We start from the raw sequence: 19,897 nt of genomic DNA, 5'->3' as shown, positions 1-19,897 counted from the left end.
CACACATATACGCCCAAAAACAGATGGCTTTGTGTGATTTTGTCATACGTATATAAAAGTTAGGCACAAGCTTTAAACCAAAATTACCAATGCGCGACAAAGCAATAACAAAGAACTATTATTCAAACATTTTAAATTTTCAAAGTGCTAGGAGATTATGATGATTATTTGATTGTTGGCAAAGACGAAATAGAATTACATTTTTTTACGTTTAAGGAACTTAATCCAACAGAAAACTATGGAGGTGTTTATATTAGAACCGACGATATTGATAAACTTTACCAATCATTGCTCGATAGTAAAATAAGCATTCATCCAAATGGAAATTTAGATATCAAACCTTGGGGTCAAAAAGAGTTTGCTTTACAGGATTCAGACAATAATTTGCTAACTTTTGGACAAAGTCTTTAAATAACGGGGTAAAACAACAACTGCTAGCAGCCGTAATTGTTGCACAACTTCTCCGTATAACTAATTTTTAAAATCAAATCAACAAGTTACAATTCTATTTTTTTCAATTCCTTGTAGTTTCTGTTCAATTTTCGGAGTAAGATGCCATACAACAATCGGTAAAACAACCAAAAGACAAAAACAATTACTAGTATTGTTAAGAGCATAATTCCCAGAGTAACACACAAAGTATGATAGTTAGTTTCTTGAGCAATTTTGTTTTTGAGCAACTCCATTTTTGGGTTGTAAGCAAAAGCAATAGTAAATCCGGCAATAAGACTCAATACAATCATCGTCAAATTATACCATACATAATATTGCACCGTTTTTCGCGTTTTTAGTATGTCATGCATCAATTGTTTGGTTGAAGCTGTGGTCGAAATCTTAATGTAGTTTTTATAAAAGTTATAAATAAACCACAAGATCACTGCATAGTTTATAAAATTCAAGGCTTTGAAATACATTATCATTTTTTCGGCATGCAGCTTTTTCATATAATCATCTGTATTGTAACAAACGCTCATGGCTGTCCAAAACAAGACTTCTATGATACTAATAATCAAAATCCATTTTACAATAGAGGATGATTTGGTATGCAACATTTTATAAATCTCGTTTTCTGAAACCTGGTCAAACATATGGTTGTCTTTTTGCCACGCTTTTTTTAATAAATCCAACTCTTCCATAATCCTTAAGGATTTAATATTTTTTTTAATTTTCCTTTTATTCTATTTATTTTAACACGAGCATTTACCTCGCTAATACCCAATGTTTCTGATATTTCTGTATAATTTTTGTCTTCCAGATACAAGAAAACCAATGCTTTTTCAATATCATTTAGCTGTTGCACCGCTTGGTACATCAACTTGATTTGTTCCTCTTCTTCAAAGTTATATTCTTCCTGCGGTAAGAAATGTTTTTGCGCTTCGTAGCTTGTCGTAGCAATGCTTCGCGTACTTTTTCGGTAAAGTGTTATGGCAGTATTTAAGGCTACACGATACGCCCAAGTTGAGAATTTAGAATCGCCTCTAAATTTTGGAAAGGCTTTCCAAAGCTGAATGGTAACTTCTTGAAACAAATCTTTATGTGCATCTTCATCATTGGTATACAACCTACATATCTTGTGAATAATGTTTTGATTGTCCTTTAATTGTTTTACAAATACCTGTTCTAAATGGTCACTCATAGCCAGATTAGTATAGAATATATATGATTTGTTACACTTGCAAAACTACATATTTGTTTAGGAGTTTAAAGTAGTTCATCCACAATTGCACGAATATTTTTTATTGGTATTATAAAATATTCGTGTATTCATGACAAAAAAAGAATAACCTATATTTGCAAATCAAATTTTACAAGCAGTCAAGATGCAAATAGGACACTATAATACGCTCAAAATAGCACGAGAAACCAAAGTCGGACTTTTTTTAACCGACGGAAAAGACGATGTCCTGCTTCCTGTAAAATATGTTCCAAATGAATATGAAATAGGCGAGGAGCTTATAGTATTTGTATACCTCGATCATGAAGAACGACCTGTGGCAACTACATTAGAACCCTACATATTGTTAGACGAATTTGGGTTGCTACGGGTAAATTATGTCAATAATATTGGTGCTTTTTTAGATTGGGGATTAGAAAAAGATATTCTTGTTCCTTTTAAAGAACAAGCGCGACCTATGGAAAAAGGAAAGCGATACCTTGTATTTGCCTATATGGATGAAAAAACCAATAGAATAGTTGCCTCCAGTAAAACAAATCAATTTTTGAACAACGAAGAAATAACCGTTGCCGAAGGCGATGAAGTAGATTTAATCATTTCGCACATCACCGATTTAGGTATAAATGTCATCATCAACGAAATTCACAAGGGATTACTCTACAAAGATCAGGTATATGATGATATCCGAACAGGTGATAGGCTTACAGGATATATAATAACCATTCGCCCAGATAATAAAATAGATGTTTCATTACAAAAATTAGGGTACGAAAATATTGAACCCAATGCCGAAAAAATTATCAAAGAACTAAAAGCCAGCAGAGGTTTCCTTCGATTGAATGACAATAGCAATCCCGAAGATATTAAGACCGTGTTGAAAATGAGTAAAAAAACATTTAAGAAAGCAATTGGTTCGCTTTATAAAGACAAACTCATCGAAATTAAGGAAGACGGAATTTATTTAATTAAACAATAATTATTCGCCAAGTTCCATTTCTGTGGGCAACGGAGTTTCTATTGCGGTTTTCTTTTTATAAAAAAGACTACTCACCATACTCAAAGTCGAATATGGTCTGTTTGAAAATTTATTTCCCAAACACACCACCGTAACAGTATCTTTTTTTATGGGAACAAATGAAGTATTGTTGCCGTGCCACCAGCCGTTATGGTAAATCATTTTTTCACCTGTTGGCGGTAAAAATCGCATGCGCATTCCCAAACCATAATCCTTAACAGGTTTTGACACAAGACCAGCACTGTAACCAAAATATGCTTCTTGTAAAAGCTCTGGTTTGATAAAATCGGGGGAATAACTACCCAAATCAAATTTTACTAAATCTCTTGGTGTTGAATAAATATTTTTATCACCATACAAACCATCAAATTGATCCCACGCAAAAATGGTATTACCTCTATAAGATTTGGATGCCGTTTCCCGATTTGTTTCATAATTGAAAACATAAGTGTTTTTCATTCCCAAAGGTTTAAAAACCAATTCTTGCATGGCTTGACGAAAGTTTAAACCCGTCGCTTTTTCAATAATAAGAGCCAACAGTACATAATTGGTATTGCAGTAATCAAAGTGGGTATCATTTGGTGTGCGCAACTTAAAATTATTGGCCACCAACAAATCCAAAATATCTTGATTAGTAAGTATTTTATATTTGTTCCATCGTTTTTTCATCAACGTAGGGAAGTTGGCATAATGTTGTATACCACTTCTATGATTGAGTAGCGTACGGATGGTAGTATTTAGATAGGGAAATTTTGGAAGCCAATCGGTTACCTTTTGATCTAGCATAATATTGTCTTGTTGCACCAATCTTAAAATTGCCATACAAGTTAAAACTTTGCTTACCGAAGCTAGATGAATAGGAGTAGAAGCCGAAATTTTTTCGCCAGTTCTGGTATTCGAATATCCTTTATAATCTTCATAAAGAACTCTTCCATTTTTTACGACAATGAAACCGCCGCTGTAAAAAGGGGAATTGATATTTTTATTGTAAAAAGAATCTATAAAATGTCTTTTTTCTGCGATATATTTTTCAGAGACATTTCCCATCTTTATCGGAAAAGAAGAAGTTACGTGTAGGCTGTCATCTTGAGGATTACCGTCATTAGAATTCACAAAATCAACACCATTTTTTGGGCAGATAAAATAGAATAATGTTGCTAAAAGGAAAGTAATTGGGATAATCTTCATAATTGCAATAATACCGATATTTGGTCAAAATAAAAGCCTTTAGGTTCTAAAAGTTTTAGATTAGTTATTAAAAATAATAAACCTGACAAGTTTTTTAATCCTGGTCAGGTTCAAGGGCAAAAATGCAATAATAACTAACTTAATTTTCTAAAGAGCCACTTTTATCGGAAGCGTATAAAGCGTTCTCATTTTGTCACCGTCTTTATAACCTGGTGACCATTTAACTTTTAGTGATTTCAGTACACGAATAGCTTCTACCTCCAGTTTTTTATCAGAACTTCTTAACACTTTAATATTACTCATTACGCCATCTTTTTCAATAACAAAAGACATAATAACACTTACAGCACCCAAACCTTCATCAAGATTAGGTTTTTCAAAATTATTCCCAACATATTCGTAGAATTTTTTAATGCCGCCAGGATATTCCGGAAGTCGATCTAATTCGCTAGTTGATACCACATCAGTAAAAATAACTGGAGCAGTAATCGTTGTAGCTGAACCATCGTTTCCAGTTTTTGGCGTATCAGTTCCAATACTGGATGTAGTACTTTGATTTGTTGGTAAATTATCGTTCTTTGAAACATCCATTGCAAGTGGAGTGGCAGTTACAACCATATGTGAAAAGTTAGTTGGTTTGACCACACTTTGACTTTGAGAAGCTTTTGTTTTTGGTACGACAGGTTTATCAGGTTTTTGATAATGAAAATCTGTTATCGTAATAACGGTACCATCTTTAGTTGGTACAATAATAGGGTGCTCACCAAAGGACGAGATTAATAACCACAAACCAATTAAAGAAAAGAGAAATAGAATGCCACCAAAAAAGGCAAATAGTGTAATTTTTGGATTTTCCTTTCGTAACTTATATGCACCATAAGTTTTGTTTCTATCTTCGAAAACTAGATCTATCCAGTTTTTTTCATAAATACTAACGTTTGACATGATTATTTGTTTTTGAGTTAAGTATTTAAGCTACATAATCGAAAAGTTTTCATTATATAACGAAGGAAATTATAAAATAGTATATTATTTTATAAAATTTTTAAACTAAAAACACTGAACGTAATTAAACTCAATGTTTTTAATATATTTTTTCACAAAAAAGAAAGAATTATTTTTTGCTTACGATAATTTCAGCCAATAGTTTTTTGGCACGAAGCAATTTGATTTTAACGTTGCTCAAGGGTTCGCTTAATTGGTCGGCAATTTCTTGATAGCTCATTTCCTGAAAATAACGAAGCTGAATTACTTCTTGATAATGTGGTTTTAATTCTTTGATGAAATGTAATAAGCGCGATAAGTTTTGCTCTGTTATCAAGGCATCTTCTACAGATGGAGAAGTATCGGCAACATTGTATGCTTGCTGGTCTTCTTCGTCTGTGATTTCAACAAGATGTGATGATTTTTTTTTTCGAAGTAAATCAATATGTACATTTTTGGCAATGGCAATCAACCAAGTATTAAATTGAAATTCGGGATTGTATGTTGCAATTTTATCAAAAGCTTTCGAAAAAGTTTCAATAGTTACATCTTCAGAATCGGTTTCGTTCTCGGTACGTTTAAGCATAAAACCATAGACCTCATTCCAATAATGATTAAGCAAATAAGTAAAGGCAACTTGATCTCCTTTTTTGGCTTTTTCTATATGTAAATTTATTTCCAATGTACGGGTTTTGAAAAAGTGTTACTAACAAAAACATTCAATTGGATAAAAACTAAAAAAAATTCAATAATTGGGAACCAATACATTACATCTTTTTCTTTGAGTTTACCCGCAGCAAATCCCACTGCAATCCAAGAAAAAATATAACGAAAACCTATAATGCTCAAGACGGAAATCCACTGAAATTGGAAGGATAATAAAATGATAGCTGCTACAATAAATAACAATTGCGATAAGTAGAACAAGCCCAACTGATTTTTATCAAATAGTTTATAATAATTTGCTGTCGATAGGTGACGACGCTTTTGAATAAACCATTCTTTGAACGTTTTTTTTGGTTTTGAATAGGTAAAACTTTCTGGCAAGAAACATATAGTCGTGTTTTTAGCTTCTGCCGCCTGATTGATGAATAAATCATCATCGCCCGAACGTATTTTCATGTGATCTATAAAGCCACGTACTTTAAAAAACTCGTCTCTTTTATAGGCTAAATTTCTGCCAATTCCCATATAAGGCTTACCCATTTTTGCCCAAGAAAAATATTGTAAAGCTGTCAATAAAGTTTCAAAGCGAATTATTTTATTTAGAAACGAACCACCAATTTTTTCATAAGCACCGTACCCTAAAACAATTGTTCTTTCTGCGGTAAATTGCGAACTCATTGTTGCAATCCAATCCTTTGAACTAGGCACACAATCAGCATCTGTAAATAATAAATAGTCATGTTTTGCTGCCTTAATTCCTAGGGTCAGTGCATATTTTTTGTTACCCCAAAAGGCTTCGTTGTTTTCTACTTTGACTAATTTGATGTTGGAATGTATCTTTGCATATTCTTCAAAAATCTCCAACGTACTATCGCTTGAGGCATCGTCAATTAAAACAATTTCAAATTGTGGAAAATTTTGGTCTATTAGAAGCGGAATAAGTTTTCTAACGTTTTCTTCCTCATTTTTTGCACAAACAACTACCGAAACTGGAATTCTTTTTGGCGTTATAGTTTGTGGTTTAGCAAACGAGAATTTCCCAAAAACAACAATATAATAGAGGAATTGAACAACAACAACAACAATAAACAAGCAGAAAACAGTTAATAACATAATACTTTTATAACTTTAAAAAAGGACTACAAATGTACGTAAACGAATTATGAAATTTGAATTATAAATTATGAATTTTTAAGGCTACAATTTCCTATTTTTCTTCATTTCGTCAGCAACTGCTATCGCTTGATTGTCATTAGTTTTTTCTAATTCGGTGATGATAGTTTGGTAGTTTTTATCGTCTCGATTTTGCGATAGTTTTTTTTGTGCTTCAATAGAAGTTATTTCGATTTCAAAGGAAACAATTCCTTTTGCTTGTAGCATTGTTTTTTTAGACAAATCGTCTATACGAACAGGTTTTTCTGAATTAGTTTCGTATTTATTGACTAATCTCCTTAAGCCTTCGATGGTTTCTTCTAACGAATGAAGTTTCACTTTTCCATAAACGTGAACGGCGAGATAATTCCATGTAGGTACATTTTCGTGGTCGTACCACGATGAAGAAACATAGGAATGTGCACCCAAAAATATGGCCAAAACTTCTTCGCTATCCTTAAAAATCTCGGCTTGTGGATTTTCTCTCGAAACGTGTCCAACTAGAATTTGCTTACCGTTTTTTTCCTCCATTAAAAACGGAATATGTGTCGCCCAAAGCTTTCCAACTGTTTGATTTACCAAAATTCCAAACCCATTATTATGAATGAATTTTTGAATGTCTTTTTGGTTTTCGTTTTTATAAAGTTCGGGGATATACATTTTGAATTAACAATTTTTATCAATCCAATCGTAAAGTTCAGAGATAGTTTTTCCCATAGTTGTCAAATGCATTGCAGGAATTTCTTTGTCTTTTTCACGATGTGTAATCGTTCGGAAACAACCCGAACATTTATAGTGATCATGTGAAGCCTAGGTTCTTATGTAACTACACTTATTTACTTCTAAAAAGGCAACACAATATTTAGTCTTTACTGGTCTATTGTTTCCCATCTCAAACGAAACTTAATTAAAGTGTAGTTTCTAACATTGAGGTTTTTAATGTTCATGCTTCGAAACCTTGTAAAATACCATTTCCATCAACATAAGATTTTGAATAATTTTTATTATGAAATTTTACTTTAGCGAAACAAAGTTTTACTAGCTCAATCTCTCTTTATTCATGGGTTAGTTTCATCAAATCTTGGCAAAAAAGGGTTATGTTTTATTGAAAAGATTCTTCTGCTTCTTTTTCATTAGTTACATAGCCACTTACAAGTATGGCAGGAGAAACAACAATAAAGTGGTCACCTTCTTTTCCTGACGCAACAATAGCTTTAATAAATATTTTACTATCCTTAATTCTAATTGTCTCAATTATATCTTTAAAATTAATTTTCATAATTAAACTATTCTTTAGAGCAATTCAAATTTAGTGTTATTTTTTTGTAAATTCCAAATATTAATTTTTAAATCACATTGACCTCTACTTCTATTAAAATACCAAAACCCTTTAAAATTGTAGCTTGAATAGTTCTTGAAACATTCAAAATTTCTTGTCCTGTCGCATTGCCATAGTTTACCAAAACTAGGGCTTGATTTTTATGAATTCCGGCATCACCAAAACGTTTACCTTTAAATCCTGCTTTTTCAATTAGCCAACCTGCAGGAACTTTCACTTCGGTTTCTGAAACTACATAGTGCGGCATATCTGGGTGCAAAGCATGAATAGTATTGTATTGAGCTTTGGGAATAATTGGGTTTTTAAAAAAACTCCCACTGTTTCCCAGTTCTTTTGGGTCTGGTAATTTACTTTGTCGAATGGCTATAACAGCATTGGAAACATCTTTTAATGTAGGCGTAGCTATGTTTTGGTTTTCCAATTCTTTAGTAATATCACCGTAAGAAGTATTGATTTTATGATTGCGTTTAGTCAGTTTAAAAATCACTGAAGTAATGATAAACTGGTCTTTGACTTCGTGTTTAAAAACACTTTCTCTGTAACCAAAATGACACTCCTCTTTAGTAAAGGTTCTCATTTCTTGAGTTGCAATATTCATCGCTTGGCAGGAAACAAAAGTATCTTTAATTTCGGTGCCATAAGCACCAATATTTTGAATTGGAGTTGTACCAACGTTACCTGGAATAAGTGACATGTTTTCTAATCCGCCAAAATTTTGGTCAATAGTCCACAACACAAATAGATGCCAGTTTTCACCAGCCATACATTCTACCCATACAAAATTATCTTCCTCTCTAAGGATTTTTTTTCCTTTCAAATCAATATGTATGACTAAAGCATGAATATTTTGTGTCAACAACATGTTACTTCCACCACCAAGAATAAATTTTGGTAGTAATTTATTTTCTTGCAGAAGCGTTTTTAAGTCTTTAATAGTGTTAACAGCAACAAATTGTTTAGCTTTAGCTTCAATACCAAAAGTGTTGTATTTCTTGAGGGAAAAATTAGTTTGGATATTCATGTTTATAAAATCGGTACATCGACAAAAGTAAATCAAAGATTTTTTAAACGAATTTATTATAATAATTTTTTTGCCATTCGTGAAGCATAAAAATTGGCATAAAATAGGGTAAAATTTTAGTATTTCCTTTTCTGACTTCAGCAACTAATTTTTGTCCATCCAAATTTTCTAACATGGGCATATTAAAAATTTCGCTATTCGCAAAATTGTCTAATTCGTTTGTAAACATTGGAAAACTTAATAAATAACTTCCCCATGGCGCACTTAATCCTATTTTTCTAAAGTCAACAACTTCTTTCGGAAGTCTCGTTTCCATGGTTGATTTTAAGATGAATTTTCCTTTTTTACCTGTAAACATCCATTCATTATCTAACGTTCCTAATCCTGCAACTAATCGCTGGTCTAGAAAGGGTTCTCTGCATTCAATAGAAGTTCCCATAGTGCAACGGTCGTTTCTATCGAGCAACGAACATAAATAGGTATGTTGGTCAAAATATAAAGCTTGGCGCTGCAAACTTGCAGGATACAACTCTTTGGCTTCTTCTAGAATCTGATATCGATATTCATTGATAGGCTTATCATGGCAACCATAAAAAGTTTCAATATCGTTAGGATATACATTGGAGCCATTAAACAGAATCAAATCTGCAGGATTATCTATTTTTGAATAGCGAAGTAATTTATCGTATCGTGGCTTTTTATTAAAAGTTTCAAATTTGCTAATTTGTGAAATTACCTTTAACAAAGATGGATTTTTCAAAGCTTTATAGCGAACATAACCACCCATCAACTCATCGGCACCTTCGCCCGAAAGCAGTACTTTTACTTTTGGCTTGGCCATTTTTGCAATAGCTAATAAATGTGGTTCATTAAGATGCATTAACGGTTCGTCCTGATAATAGGAACTTTCTATTAAGTTTTGATACAAACTTTCATTTTCCAGTTTAGTGTGATTGAAGGTGTAGTTGTATTCTTCGGTTATTTTTTTTGCTAAATGATATTCATTATGTTCGTCTTCAGAAAAGCTTATATTAAAGGTTTCTATCTGATTAAACTTTTGTTCGTGAAGTGATGATAAAATTGAGCAAGAATCCAGTCCGCCACTTAACAAAACTCCAACAGCAACATCACTTACCATTCTTAACTTTACCGACTCAAAAAAGATTTCTTCAAACCATTTTTTTGGATTTAAAATTTGCGCGTGGTTTTGAATTTTTTCTTTTAAATTCCACCATCTGGTGGTTTTGGTCTTGCCGTTTTCATCTATAACCATGTGATGTCCTGGCAATAATTTTTTAATGTCGGTGAATAACGTTTCTTCTCCAGCAACAAATCTGTTAAAGATGTATTCTTCCATACTATTTTCTGAAATTTCAACCGGAACACCAGCAGCAAAAATAGCTTTCTGTTCTGATGCAAAATACAAAGTACTTTTGTAAATGCAGTAATACAAAGGTTTAACTCCCATCCGGTCTCGACACAGCGTAAGTTTCTTTTCTTGAGTATCCCAAATAGCAAAAGCAAACATACCATTCAAACGATGAAGCATTTCTAAACCATAAAGTTCGTAAAGTTTTAACAAAACTTCGGTATCTGAACTCGATTTTAAGATGACACCTTTGCTTTTCAGTTCAGGTATAAAAGATTGATAGTTGTATATTTCTCCGTTAAACACTAATACATATCGTCCGTTATTAGAAATATAAGGCTGATGCCCAGCTGACGATGTATCTATAATAGATAATCTTCTGTGGCCAAATCCGATATTGTTATTGATGTAAATTCCTGCATCGTCTGGACCACGATGTTCAAGAATGTCTCTCATTTTGATAAGTTGATTTTGGTCAACTTGTTTAAAGTTTAAATGGAAAATTCCATTTATGCCGCACATAATCGTTAGGTGTAAGTAGATTTAACAGTAATTAAATCATGATAAGAATTAGCAATTTTTTTCATGTTTGTTTTGTAGTTGGCATTTTCTTCTACAAAGGTTCGATTATTGGTTATCGCTTTTTTTGTAAAATCAGGATTGTAAAATGCCCACTCCAATTCTTGTGCTAAATTAAACTCATTTTTGATACTTACAAGTATTCCGTTAACTTTTTGTTGTATCCAACATCTATTTCCAGGTAAATCACTTACAATTGGAAAACAGCCGCATGCCATAGCTTCAAAAAGGGATGCAGATACTCCTTCGGTGATAGGTGTACTGATATAAAAATTTGCTTTTTGCAAAAAATTTGGGATGTCACTGTTCTTGATTCTTCCGGTAAAAATAACTTCTCCTTCTATCTTTAATTCTTTTGCTAGAGATTTCAATTTTTTCAATTCAATTCCGTCACCAATGATGGTCAGTTTGAAAGGAATTTTATGCTTTTTAATAATTGAAAACGCTTTTAAAATCAAATCATGCCTGTATTCTGGTTCGAGTGAACGCGTTACTGTAGCATTGATAATTTTATCATCGTGAGTATCATTAAATTCAAAATAATCTAAATTTATCCCTTTAGGCAGCACCATTACTTTATTCATATCGACATTACTATCTTTAATGTGGTCTTCCATAACTTTTCCCCAAGCATGTATTAAATCTGCCTTTTTAAAAGCATAATCTTGAAGTATTTTTTTGAAAACATATAAAGGAGAATTTGTTGGCCATAAATCGGTAATGCCTTGTTGTGCAATGGCTAAAGGTCTTATTCCTGAAATGGCTGCTAAATAACCATAACTTGTTGTTCGTTCGGCAATTACCATATCGGCATTAAACTTTTTAGCGATACTTTTTATCGTTAGAATGGCATTTATGAGTTCGATTAATCGATTAATTCTATTGACACCATTGCTACTTGTTTGAAGTTCCCAAGTTACGATTTCAAAATCGCCAAATTCCTGGAGACCATTCATCCATGTAATGGCATCAGCACGATAGGTTTCGCCCAAAAAAAGAATACGTTTTCTTGACATTATGGTTTATTCTTCGGTTTCTAACGCTCTAGTTAAAAAGTCATTAAATGGTTTTAAAGCAATTAGTTTTTGTGAAACAATTTTACTAAAATTGGTGTCCAAAAATAATTTGTCGTCCAATTTTATTGAAGCTGTAAAACTTTTTAGTTTTAAAAACTCAATCGCAGGATGATTTGGTTCAAAATCTTTAGGTGCTTTTTTAAGCGAATTACTTTCATCTTTGCTGATAGCACCAAATTCTGATTTGAACTTTTTATCGGCAACAATATTCTTTAAATCGTCGTAAAAAAAAGCAATTTCTTTTCTGATTTGCTTGAGCTCATTTGGTTCGGGGCACCAACAACCGCCGGCTATAAAGGAATTTCCTTTTTCGAAATGAATATAATAACCTGGAGCATTTTTTCTGTTTTTATTTTGAGACAGCCAAACACCAATATTGGTTTTATAAGGCAATTTATCTTTTGAAAACCGAATATCTCTGTTGATGCGGAACGTGCAGTTTTTAATTTCCAAAGGTTCTAATTTTTTGTCTAATGGTTTCATTTCTGCTAAAACCGAAGCAATATAATTGTGGTAGTCTTTTTTATAGTTTTCATACCTTTTTTTGTTGGCATGCATCCATTCGGTATTGTTGTTGGCAACTAAATCTCCCAGAAAATCAACAGCTTCTTTGGTTATCATAAAAAATAGTTTTTATCAGTGATAATTTGTGCAATCTGCGTTTTTACAGATGTTTTTTGAGATCTTCTTCCGAAATATAACCTACGTTGCGCCATACTTCTTTTCCTTTTTCGTAAACAATTATGGTTGGTAATCCCTCTAATTTCAATTGTTCTACAATGGTTTTGTTTTCATCGGCATCTAATGAAACAATTTTAATTTTGTCTTTCATTTCTGTCTCCATTTTCAAAATATAGGGTTTCATTTTTTGACAAGGAGCACACCATTTGGCATTAAAATCAATCATAACTTTATCACTCGATTTTACTAATTCACCAAATTCCTGATCACACATTCCGATAATTTTGTCGCTTGGTTTGGCACTGCCAGCAGCATTCCATTTCATGATGCCACCATCCAGATTGTAAATTTCTTTGAACCCCAGTTCGACCAATTTATCTGCAGCTTGAGCGCTTCTTCCACCCACTTTACAATACACAAAAATTGGCTTTGATTTATCAAATTTAGTAGCTTTATCAACAAAATCATTTCCATTCCAATTTGCATTCACTGCATTTTCAATATGATCGTTACTGTATTCTTCGGGAGTTCTAACGTCTACTAACTGGGGATTTTGAGTAGTTTTTAGCTTTTCTGCAAATAATTTTGCATCAATAGTTTTAACAGTTTTTGACGATTGTCCTTGACAATTTATAAATAAAAAAGGAAGTAATAATAAGGAAAGCAAATTGATTTTCATAATTTAAAATTTAATACAAAATTACAAATTTGAGCGATACTAAAGCGCAAATATTTTATAACTCTGAAGTGTTGATTTTACAATATTTTCCGTGCGTTCGGCATGCGTGTCTGAAATAAATAACTGTCCAAATTCTTCTTGATTTACCATTTCAATTATCTTGCCTACGCGAAATTCATCCAACTTATCAAATATATCATCAAAAAGTAGAATTGGTTTTTCACCGCTTTGTTTTTTTACGAAATCGAATTGTGCTAGTTTTAAAGCTATTAAAAAGGATTTTTGTTGTCCTTGTGAACCAAATCTTTTAATAGGATAATTGTTTATTTCAAAAGACAAATCATCTTTATGAACACCCACTGAAGTATATTGTAAAGCCCTGTCTTTTGTAAGATTTTTTTCTAATAAAGTCAAACTGTCACTTTCAAACAAATCACTTTGATATATTAATTGAACGGTTTCGGCTCCAGTGGTTATGTCATGATGGTATTTGTTAAAAATCGGAACAAAATCGGTTATAAATTCTTTGCGCTTTTCAAAAATAGCTTGCCCTAAAACATTTAATTGTTCGTTATAAATATCTAAAGTATCGCTTTCAAAAACATGATTTAAAGCAAAGTACTTGAGCAAAGCATTACGCTGGCTGATGATTTTTTGGTACTTAATTAGTTGTTGTAAATAGGAATTGTCCAGTTGGGAAATCACGTTGTCCATAAATTTCCTACGAGTTTCGCTGCCTTCTACAATCAAATCGCTATCGGCAGGAGAAATAATCACCAGAGGAATAAAACCAATATGATCTGAAAATTTTTCGTAAAGCTTGCTGTTGCGTTTCAGTATTTTCTTTTGCCCTTTTTTTAAGCTACACAGAATTTGCTCGAATCTTTCATTCTTTTCAAATTCGCCATCAATTACAAAAAAATCCTCACCATGTTTTATATTTTGCACAGCCAACGGATTGAAATAACTTTTTCCGTTTGCCAAATGATAAATTGCATCGAGAATATTTGTTTTTCCGATACCATTTTTTCCAACCAAACAATTGATTTTGGTATCAAAATCAAAGCATGCTTCCGAAAAATTTTTATAATTGAATAAAGAAATTTTTTTTAAATACATCTGTGATGACTAACTAATACTAGGAAAAGTGAAATTTTGGAGTGCCTTTATTAGGACGTGCAAATTATTGAAAAATATCGATAAAAAAGGCTTTCAAATTTTTTCTTTTAGGGTTATTTTGTCTTTGAAAAGAAAGAACCTTTGTCAAAAAAAAATAATTTCAAGATGTTTACATATTAAATCAGTTTTTTTTGTGTCGGTTTGAATAAAAATTTTATTTTTGCGCACACTAAATTAAAAATAGATGGCAACTTTTAACAAAAGAGGATATAAATCACCAAAGGAAAAAGCGGAAAAATTAGATAATAATTATATCGAAGATGTCAACGTAGACGTAAAGGACAGTGCAACGGCAAAAGCTTTTGACACATTAGATCAATCTGCTTCGAGAGCGGAAGATTTTGTCGCTAAAAATCAAAAATACATTTTAGGATTTCTTACTTTTGTTGCGGTTGTTACGGTGTCTTATTTATTATATCAAAAATTTATTGCAGAACCAAAACAAGAAGAAGCTGCTAACGAATTATTTGTAGCACAACAAAATTTTCAGAAAGCGCTAGATGATGCCACTGGAACGAAATCAGATTCTTTATTTAATTTGGTTTTAAAAGGTTCTGAAGGTAAATTAGGTATGGTGAAAATCTCGAATGATTATTCAGGAACTGCTGCCGGTAATTTAGCCAACTACTACACAGGTATTGCTTATTTGAATACAAAAAAATATCCTGAAGCTATAAAGTCATTAGAAAAATTTTCTTCAAATGACGTTATGTTAAGTACTTTGGCAAAAGGAGCTATTGGGGATGCATATGCGCAACAAAATAAGCAAAAAGAAGCATTTGATTTTTATATTAAAGCAGCCGATGCTAGCAAAAACGATTTTACCAGACCTCGATATTTATTAAAAGCAGGTAAAACATCTTTATTACTAGGAAACAAAGCGGATGCAGTAAAATATTTCACCGATATTAAAGATAATTACGATGCATCACCAGAAGCCCAGCAAATTGATGCTTTGATTGGATTAGCGCAGTAAATAATTACGAATTTCAAATTACGAATTTCGAAAGTATAAGGATTCCTAATTCCTAATTAAATTATGGCTACAGCAAACAAAAATCTATCCAATTACGATAAAAACACAATCCCAAACGTGAAAGATTTTCGGTTTGGTATTGTTGTTTCAGAGTGGAATAATCATATCACAAACGGTCTTTACAACGGAGCAGAAGTGGCTTTACTGGATTGTGGTGCATTACCAGAGAACATTATTAGGTGGGATGTGCCCGGAAGTTTTGAACTGATTTATGGAGCAAAACGCATGATTGTTACTCAAGACGTAGATGTTGTTGTTACTATTGGCTGCGTGATAAAAGGCGAAACGATGCATTTTGAATTTGTTTGCGAAGGCGTAACCCAAGGCATAAAAGATTTAAACCTCCAAACCGATGTTCCTGTGATTTTTTGTTTACTGACCGATAATACGGAACAACAATCTATTGATAGAAGCGGAGGTATTTATGGCAATAAAGGAACCGAAGCTGCCATTGCTGCAATAAAAATGGCACATTTAAGAAAAAAGACTTCATAAATACAAGACAAAACAATTGGTAGCTTACAATTTATGAAAACCAATACAAACATTTGTGTTTTTAGATATTAATGTTAGATTTACAATCTATTTTTATCAAAAACTATTTTATGAGCATAAAATTCAGATTGACAATAATGAGCTTTCTCCAATTCTTCGTTTGGGGAGCGTGGTTGATAACTGTGGGTAATTATTGGTTTGCAACAAAACAATGGAGTGGTGCCGACTTTGGAGCCATTTTTTCTACACTTGGAATCTCGTCTATCATCATGCCAGCTATAACGGGAATTATCGCTGATAAATTTGTAAATGCTGAAAAATTATATGGTGTGTTGCACATTCTTGGAGGATTAGCACTATTATATATTCCTCAAGTAGACAATCCCACTACATTTTACTATGTTATTTTTGCGGCAATGCTTTGCTATATGCCTACGATTTCGTTGTCTAATTCAGTTGCCTACAATATCTTGAAAAGCAATGATTATGACGTGGTAAAGGTGTTTCCGCCCATCAGAGTTTGGGGAACGATTGGTTTTATCGTGGCCATGTGGATTACAAACCTGACTGGAAATAAAGCATCGTATAATATGTTCTATTTGTCTGCTTTTGCAGCCTTTGCTTTGGGAATTTATTCTTTTACTTTACCCAAATGTACTCCGCAAAAATTGATATCTAAAGATGCATCTGTGTTCGAAAAACTAGGATTGAACGCATTCAAGTTATTTGCAACGTACAAGATGGCTTTGTTCTTTTTGTTCTCGATGTTTCTTGGCGGAGCGCTACAGTTAACCAATATGTATGGAGATGTTTATCTTTCGGAATTTGCTAAGGTCCCCGAATATGCGAATTCATTTGTTGTAAAATATTCTACGATTATCATGTCGATTTCACAAATCTCTGAAACCCTATTTATACTGGCGATTCCTTTCTTCCTAAAACGATTTGGAATCAAACAGGTAATGTTAATCTCAATGCTTGCTTGGGTTTTGCGTTTCGGATTATTTGCGTATGGAAATCCTGTTGACGGGTTATGGATGATTATCATGTCTTGTGTAGTATACGGAATGGCATTTGACTTTTTTAATATTTCAGGTTCATTATTTATTGAAACTACCACTGACGCCCGAGTTCGTTCTTCTGCACAAGGTTTGTTTATGATGATGTCCAATGGTTTTGGTGCTTTCTTTGGCGGGTTGTTAAGTGGAATGGTAATAGATAAATATTTTACTCACGCTGGTGTGAGAGACTGGCATAACATTTGGCTTTCGTTTGCTGGTTATGCTTTAGTCATTGCGATATTGTTTGCTGTGATGTTTAAGCATAAGCACAATTCTAATGCTGTGGCGAATGGGAGTCATTAAGTTATTTAAGCTTCTCATTTGAAAGGGTTTTTAGTTGCACAAAATTTCGCTGTCTAGCCCCGATAGAAGCGGCACCTGCCTGACGGCAGGCTGGCGGAGTAAAGCGGATAGCGGGAAAATGGAAACCAAGAAAGCCCGAAGCATTCGCTCCTAAAACAAAAATCTTTTATCTTTCTTCTTTGCTCTATTTTCTTCTTCTAAATATTTTGTTATAAAGAAATTATGCTTACTTTTGCCAACCTTTTGGCGAAGAAGAGTTTCCTTTAGGTATTAAATATTTATATACAAACACTGTTGTGTTTTTATTGCATCAAGAAACTCAAGAAACACAGCATACAAATTATTTTATTAGCATGGCTGTATTAAACAAAGAACAACAAGAGTTTTTAACTGATTTTAACTGGCACAATTACGCCGAAGGAATTGATCTTGTAGATGAGAAAAACCTGCAAGAGTTTGAAGAATTAGTTACTAAAACATTTATTTCAACGGATCAAGAAGAAGTAGTAGAAGGTGTTGTGGTTAGAATTACTGACAGAGACGCAATTGTTGACATTAACGCGAAATCAGAAGGAGTTATTTCTTTAAACGAGTTCCGTTATAACCCAGGATTAAAAGTGGGTGACAAAGTAGAAGTATTAATTGACATTCGTGAGGACAAAACAGGTCAGTTAGTATTATCTCACAGAAAAGCAAGAACTATCAAATCATGGGATAGAGTTATTTCTGCAAACGAAACAGGTGAAATCGTTACTGGTTTTGTTAAATGTAGAACTAAAGGCGGTATGATTGTAGATGTTTTCGGTATTGAAGCATTCTTACCAGGTTCACAAATTGATGTGAAACCAATCCGCGATTACGATGTATATGTGAACAAAATGATGGAATTCAAAGTGGTGAAAATTAACCATGAATTTAAAAACGTTGTTGTTTCGCACAAAGCGCTTATCGAAGCAGATATCGAAGTTCAGAAAAAAGAAATCATTGGTCAATTAGAAAAAGGACAAGTATTAGAAGGTGTTGTTAAAAACATTACTTCTTATGGTGTTTTTATTGACCTTGGTGGTGTTGATGGATTAATCCATATTACTGACCTTTCTTGGTCAAGAATCAATCACCCAAGTGAAGTTCTTGAATTAGATCAAAAATTAAACGTTGTAATCCTTGATTTTGATGATGAGAAAACAAGAATTCAATTAGGTTTAAAACAATTGAACGCTCACCCTTGGGATGCTCTTGATACAAAATTAGCTATTGGAGACAAAGTGAAAGGTAAGGTAGTTGTAATCGCTGATTACGGTGCATTTATTGAAGTAGCTGAAGGAGTTGAAGGTTTAATCCACGTTTCTGAAATGTCTTGGTCTACGCACTTGCGTTCGGCTCAAGATTTTGTAAAAGTAGGCGATATTGTGGAAGCAGTTATCCTGACACTTGATAGAGATGATAGAAAAATGTCTTTAGGTATCAAGCAATTAACGCAAGATCCATGGACAGATATCACGGCTAAATACCCAGTAGGTTCTAAACACACAGGAATCGTTAGAAACTTTACAAACTTTGGAATATTCGTTGAGTTAGAAGAAGGTATCGATGGATTGGTTTATATTTCTGATTTATCTTGGACTAAAAAAATCAAACACCCATCAGAATTTGTAAACGTTGGTGATAAATTGGATGTAGTAGTATTAGAGTTGGATGTTGACGGACGTAAATTATCTTTAGGTCACAAACAAACCAATGAAAACCCTTGGGACAAACATGAAGATACTTACGCTGTTGGAACTATCCACAACGGAACCATTGCTGAAATTGTTGATAAAGGTGCTACAGTAGATTTTGGAGATGATGTTGTTGCTTTTATTCCAACCCGTCATTTAGAAAAAGAAGATGGTAAGAAATTGAAAAAAGGCGAAACAGCTGAATTCAAAGTAATTGAGTTTAACAAAGAGTTTAAGAGGGTTGTAGCTTCGCATACAGCTATTTTTAAAGAAGAAGAAGAGAAAAATGTTAAAGCGGTTGCAGAAGCAGTTGCCTCAAACAATAACGCACCAGCTTCGACTCTTGGCGATAATAACGAAATTCTTGCTGGCTTAAAAGCTAAAATGGAAAAGAAAGAAAAAAAATAATTTTTGTTTCTTCCTAAATTAAAACTCCCGATGAAAGTCGGGAGTTTTTTTGTTAAAGAATCTTAAGTGCTAAAAAGTGTGTTTCTTTATTAAATGTTAGTGTTGCTATTTTATAAAACAATCAAATAAATTTGGCTTTAGTCTAAAGAATATATTTATTATCTTTGTTTTATGAAAGATACCATTTTAGCACAAATATCGGAATTAAATCAAGAAGAGAAATCTCGATTATATAAAATTATAGAAGGCTTTTTGTTTGATAATGAAATAGAT

At 32.8% G+C, this 19,897-nt stretch carries 20 protein-coding genes; 6 read left to right on the top strand and 14 right to left on the bottom strand.

Annotated elements, in window-relative coordinates; genetic code table 11:
• Nucleotides 1–144: 144 nt before the first annotated feature.
• Nucleotides 145–411 carry a VOC family protein gene (locus Q0Q96_RS07800; RefSeq protein WP_366069182.1) on the top strand — a complete coding sequence of 89 codons (267 nt, stop codon included), beginning with the start codon at nucleotides 145–147 and terminating at the stop codon, nucleotides 409–411.
• An 86-nt stretch (nucleotides 412–497) separates the two neighbouring features.
• Here Q0Q96_RS07800 and Q0Q96_RS07795 read toward each other — a convergent pair whose 3' ends face one another.
• The gene (locus Q0Q96_RS07795) at nucleotides 498–1,136 is read right to left on the bottom strand and encodes a hypothetical protein (RefSeq protein ID WP_293873291.1); all 639 of its coding nucleotides are present in this window, start codon (nucleotides 1,134–1,136) and stop codon (nucleotides 498–500) included.
• A gap of 5 nt (nucleotides 1,137–1,141) precedes the next feature.
• Nucleotides 1,142–1,636: a sigma-70 family RNA polymerase sigma factor gene (locus Q0Q96_RS07790; protein WP_293873288.1), complete on the bottom strand. Its 495-nt coding sequence runs from the start codon at nucleotides 1,634–1,636 to the stop codon at nucleotides 1,142–1,144.
• 184 nt (nucleotides 1,637–1,820) lie between these two features.
• Here Q0Q96_RS07790 and Q0Q96_RS07785 point away from each other — a divergent pair, with 184 nt between their 5' ends.
• Complete coding sequence (locus tag Q0Q96_RS07785) at nucleotides 1,821–2,651, top strand: S1-like domain-containing RNA-binding protein (protein ID WP_293873285.1); 831 nt, start codon at nucleotides 1,821–1,823, stop codon at nucleotides 2,649–2,651.
• Here the strand turns inward: Q0Q96_RS07785 and Q0Q96_RS07780 are convergent, their stop codons facing one another.
• The 12 genes from Q0Q96_RS07780 to recF form a co-directional block, all read right to left on the bottom strand.
• Nucleotides 2,652–3,878, bottom strand: a complete 1,227-nt coding sequence (locus Q0Q96_RS07780) for a serine hydrolase domain-containing protein (RefSeq protein ID WP_293873282.1) — start codon at nucleotides 3,876–3,878, stop codon at nucleotides 2,652–2,654.
• 147 nt (nucleotides 3,879–4,025) lie between these two features.
• Complete coding sequence (locus Q0Q96_RS07775) at nucleotides 4,026–4,823, bottom strand: energy transducer TonB (protein ID WP_293873280.1); 798 nt, start codon at nucleotides 4,821–4,823, stop codon at nucleotides 4,026–4,028.
• 169 nt (nucleotides 4,824–4,992) lie between these two features.
• Nucleotides 4,993–5,544 (bottom strand): sigma-70 family RNA polymerase sigma factor, encoded by a 552-nt coding sequence (locus Q0Q96_RS07770; RefSeq protein ID WP_293873278.1) that lies wholly within the window; start codon nucleotides 5,542–5,544, stop codon nucleotides 4,993–4,995.
• Nucleotides 5,535–6,641: a glycosyltransferase gene (locus Q0Q96_RS07765; protein ID WP_293873276.1), complete on the bottom strand. Its 1,107-nt coding sequence runs from the start codon at nucleotides 6,639–6,641 to the stop codon at nucleotides 5,535–5,537. The genes Q0Q96_RS07770 and Q0Q96_RS07765 overlap by 10 nt, the downstream gene beginning before the upstream one ends.
• An 84-nt stretch (nucleotides 6,642–6,725) precedes the next feature.
• A complete protein-coding gene (locus Q0Q96_RS07760; RefSeq protein ID WP_293873274.1) occupies nucleotides 6,726–7,340 on the bottom strand; it encodes an FMN-binding negative transcriptional regulator in 615 nt (204 codons plus the stop codon).
• A 442-nt stretch (nucleotides 7,341–7,782) separates the two neighbouring features.
• Entirely contained in the window at nucleotides 7,783–7,959 is a 177-nt protein-coding gene (locus Q0Q96_RS07755) for a hypothetical protein (RefSeq protein ID WP_293873272.1), read from the bottom strand.
• 67 nt (nucleotides 7,960–8,026) lie between these two features.
• Nucleotides 8,027–9,040, bottom strand: a complete 1,014-nt coding sequence (murB, locus tag Q0Q96_RS07750; protein WP_293873269.1) for a UDP-N-acetylmuramate dehydrogenase — start codon at nucleotides 9,038–9,040, stop codon at nucleotides 8,027–8,029.
• A gap of 43 nt (nucleotides 9,041–9,083) precedes the next feature.
• The gene (gene asnB, locus Q0Q96_RS07745) at nucleotides 9,084–10,931 is read right to left on the bottom strand and encodes an asparagine synthase (glutamine-hydrolyzing) (protein ID WP_293873266.1); all 1,848 of its coding nucleotides are present in this window, start codon (nucleotides 10,929–10,931) and stop codon (nucleotides 9,084–9,086) included.
• 5 nt (nucleotides 10,932–10,936) lie between these two features.
• Entirely contained in the window at nucleotides 10,937–12,004 is a 1,068-nt protein-coding gene (locus tag Q0Q96_RS07740; RefSeq protein ID WP_293873263.1) for a glycosyltransferase, read from the bottom strand.
• Between the two features lie 6 nt (nucleotides 12,005–12,010).
• Nucleotides 12,011–12,685, bottom strand: coding sequence for a DUF2461 domain-containing protein (locus Q0Q96_RS07735; RefSeq protein WP_293873260.1), 675 nt, complete (start codon nucleotides 12,683–12,685; stop codon nucleotides 12,011–12,013).
• A gap of 43 nt (nucleotides 12,686–12,728) precedes the next feature.
• On the bottom strand, nucleotides 12,729–13,424 hold the full coding sequence (locus Q0Q96_RS07730) for a rhodanese-like domain-containing protein (protein ID WP_293873257.1): 696 nt from the start codon (nucleotides 13,422–13,424) through the stop codon (nucleotides 12,729–12,731).
• A gap of 39 nt (nucleotides 13,425–13,463) precedes the next feature.
• On the bottom strand, nucleotides 13,464–14,543 hold the full coding sequence (gene recF, locus Q0Q96_RS07725; protein ID WP_293873254.1) for a DNA replication and repair protein RecF: 1,080 nt from the start codon (nucleotides 14,541–14,543) through the stop codon (nucleotides 13,464–13,466).
• A gap of 244 nt (nucleotides 14,544–14,787) precedes the next feature.
• Between recF and Q0Q96_RS07720 the strand changes: the two genes are divergently transcribed.
• The 4 genes from Q0Q96_RS07720 to rpsA all read left to right on the top strand — a co-directional run bounded on the left by Q0Q96_RS07720 (nucleotide 14,788) and on the right by rpsA (nucleotide 19,624).
• Nucleotides 14,788–15,579 (top strand): tetratricopeptide repeat protein, encoded by a 792-nt coding sequence (locus tag Q0Q96_RS07720; protein ID WP_293873251.1) that lies wholly within the window; start codon nucleotides 14,788–14,790, stop codon nucleotides 15,577–15,579.
• A gap of 63 nt (nucleotides 15,580–15,642) precedes the next feature.
• On the top strand, nucleotides 15,643–16,134 hold the full coding sequence (gene ribH, locus Q0Q96_RS07715) for a 6,7-dimethyl-8-ribityllumazine synthase (protein ID WP_293873248.1): 492 nt from the start codon (nucleotides 15,643–15,645) through the stop codon (nucleotides 16,132–16,134).
• A 110-nt stretch (nucleotides 16,135–16,244) separates the two neighbouring features.
• On the top strand, nucleotides 16,245–17,498 hold the full coding sequence (locus Q0Q96_RS07710) for a nucleoside permease (protein ID WP_293873245.1): 1,254 nt from the start codon (nucleotides 16,245–16,247) through the stop codon (nucleotides 17,496–17,498).
• 353 nt (nucleotides 17,499–17,851) lie between these two features.
• On the top strand, nucleotides 17,852–19,624 hold the full coding sequence (rpsA, locus tag Q0Q96_RS07705; RefSeq protein ID WP_293873242.1) for a 30S ribosomal protein S1: 1,773 nt from the start codon (nucleotides 17,852–17,854) through the stop codon (nucleotides 19,622–19,624).
• Nucleotides 19,625–19,897: the final 273 nt, after the last annotated feature.

This window comes from Flavobacterium sp. (genome assembly GCF_025352015.1).
Taxonomy (GTDB): domain Bacteria; phylum Bacteroidota; class Bacteroidia; order Flavobacteriales; family Flavobacteriaceae; genus Flavobacterium.
The sequence above is the reverse complement of the archived record's forward strand: the minus strand, read 5'-3'. Positions and strand labels throughout refer to the sequence as shown.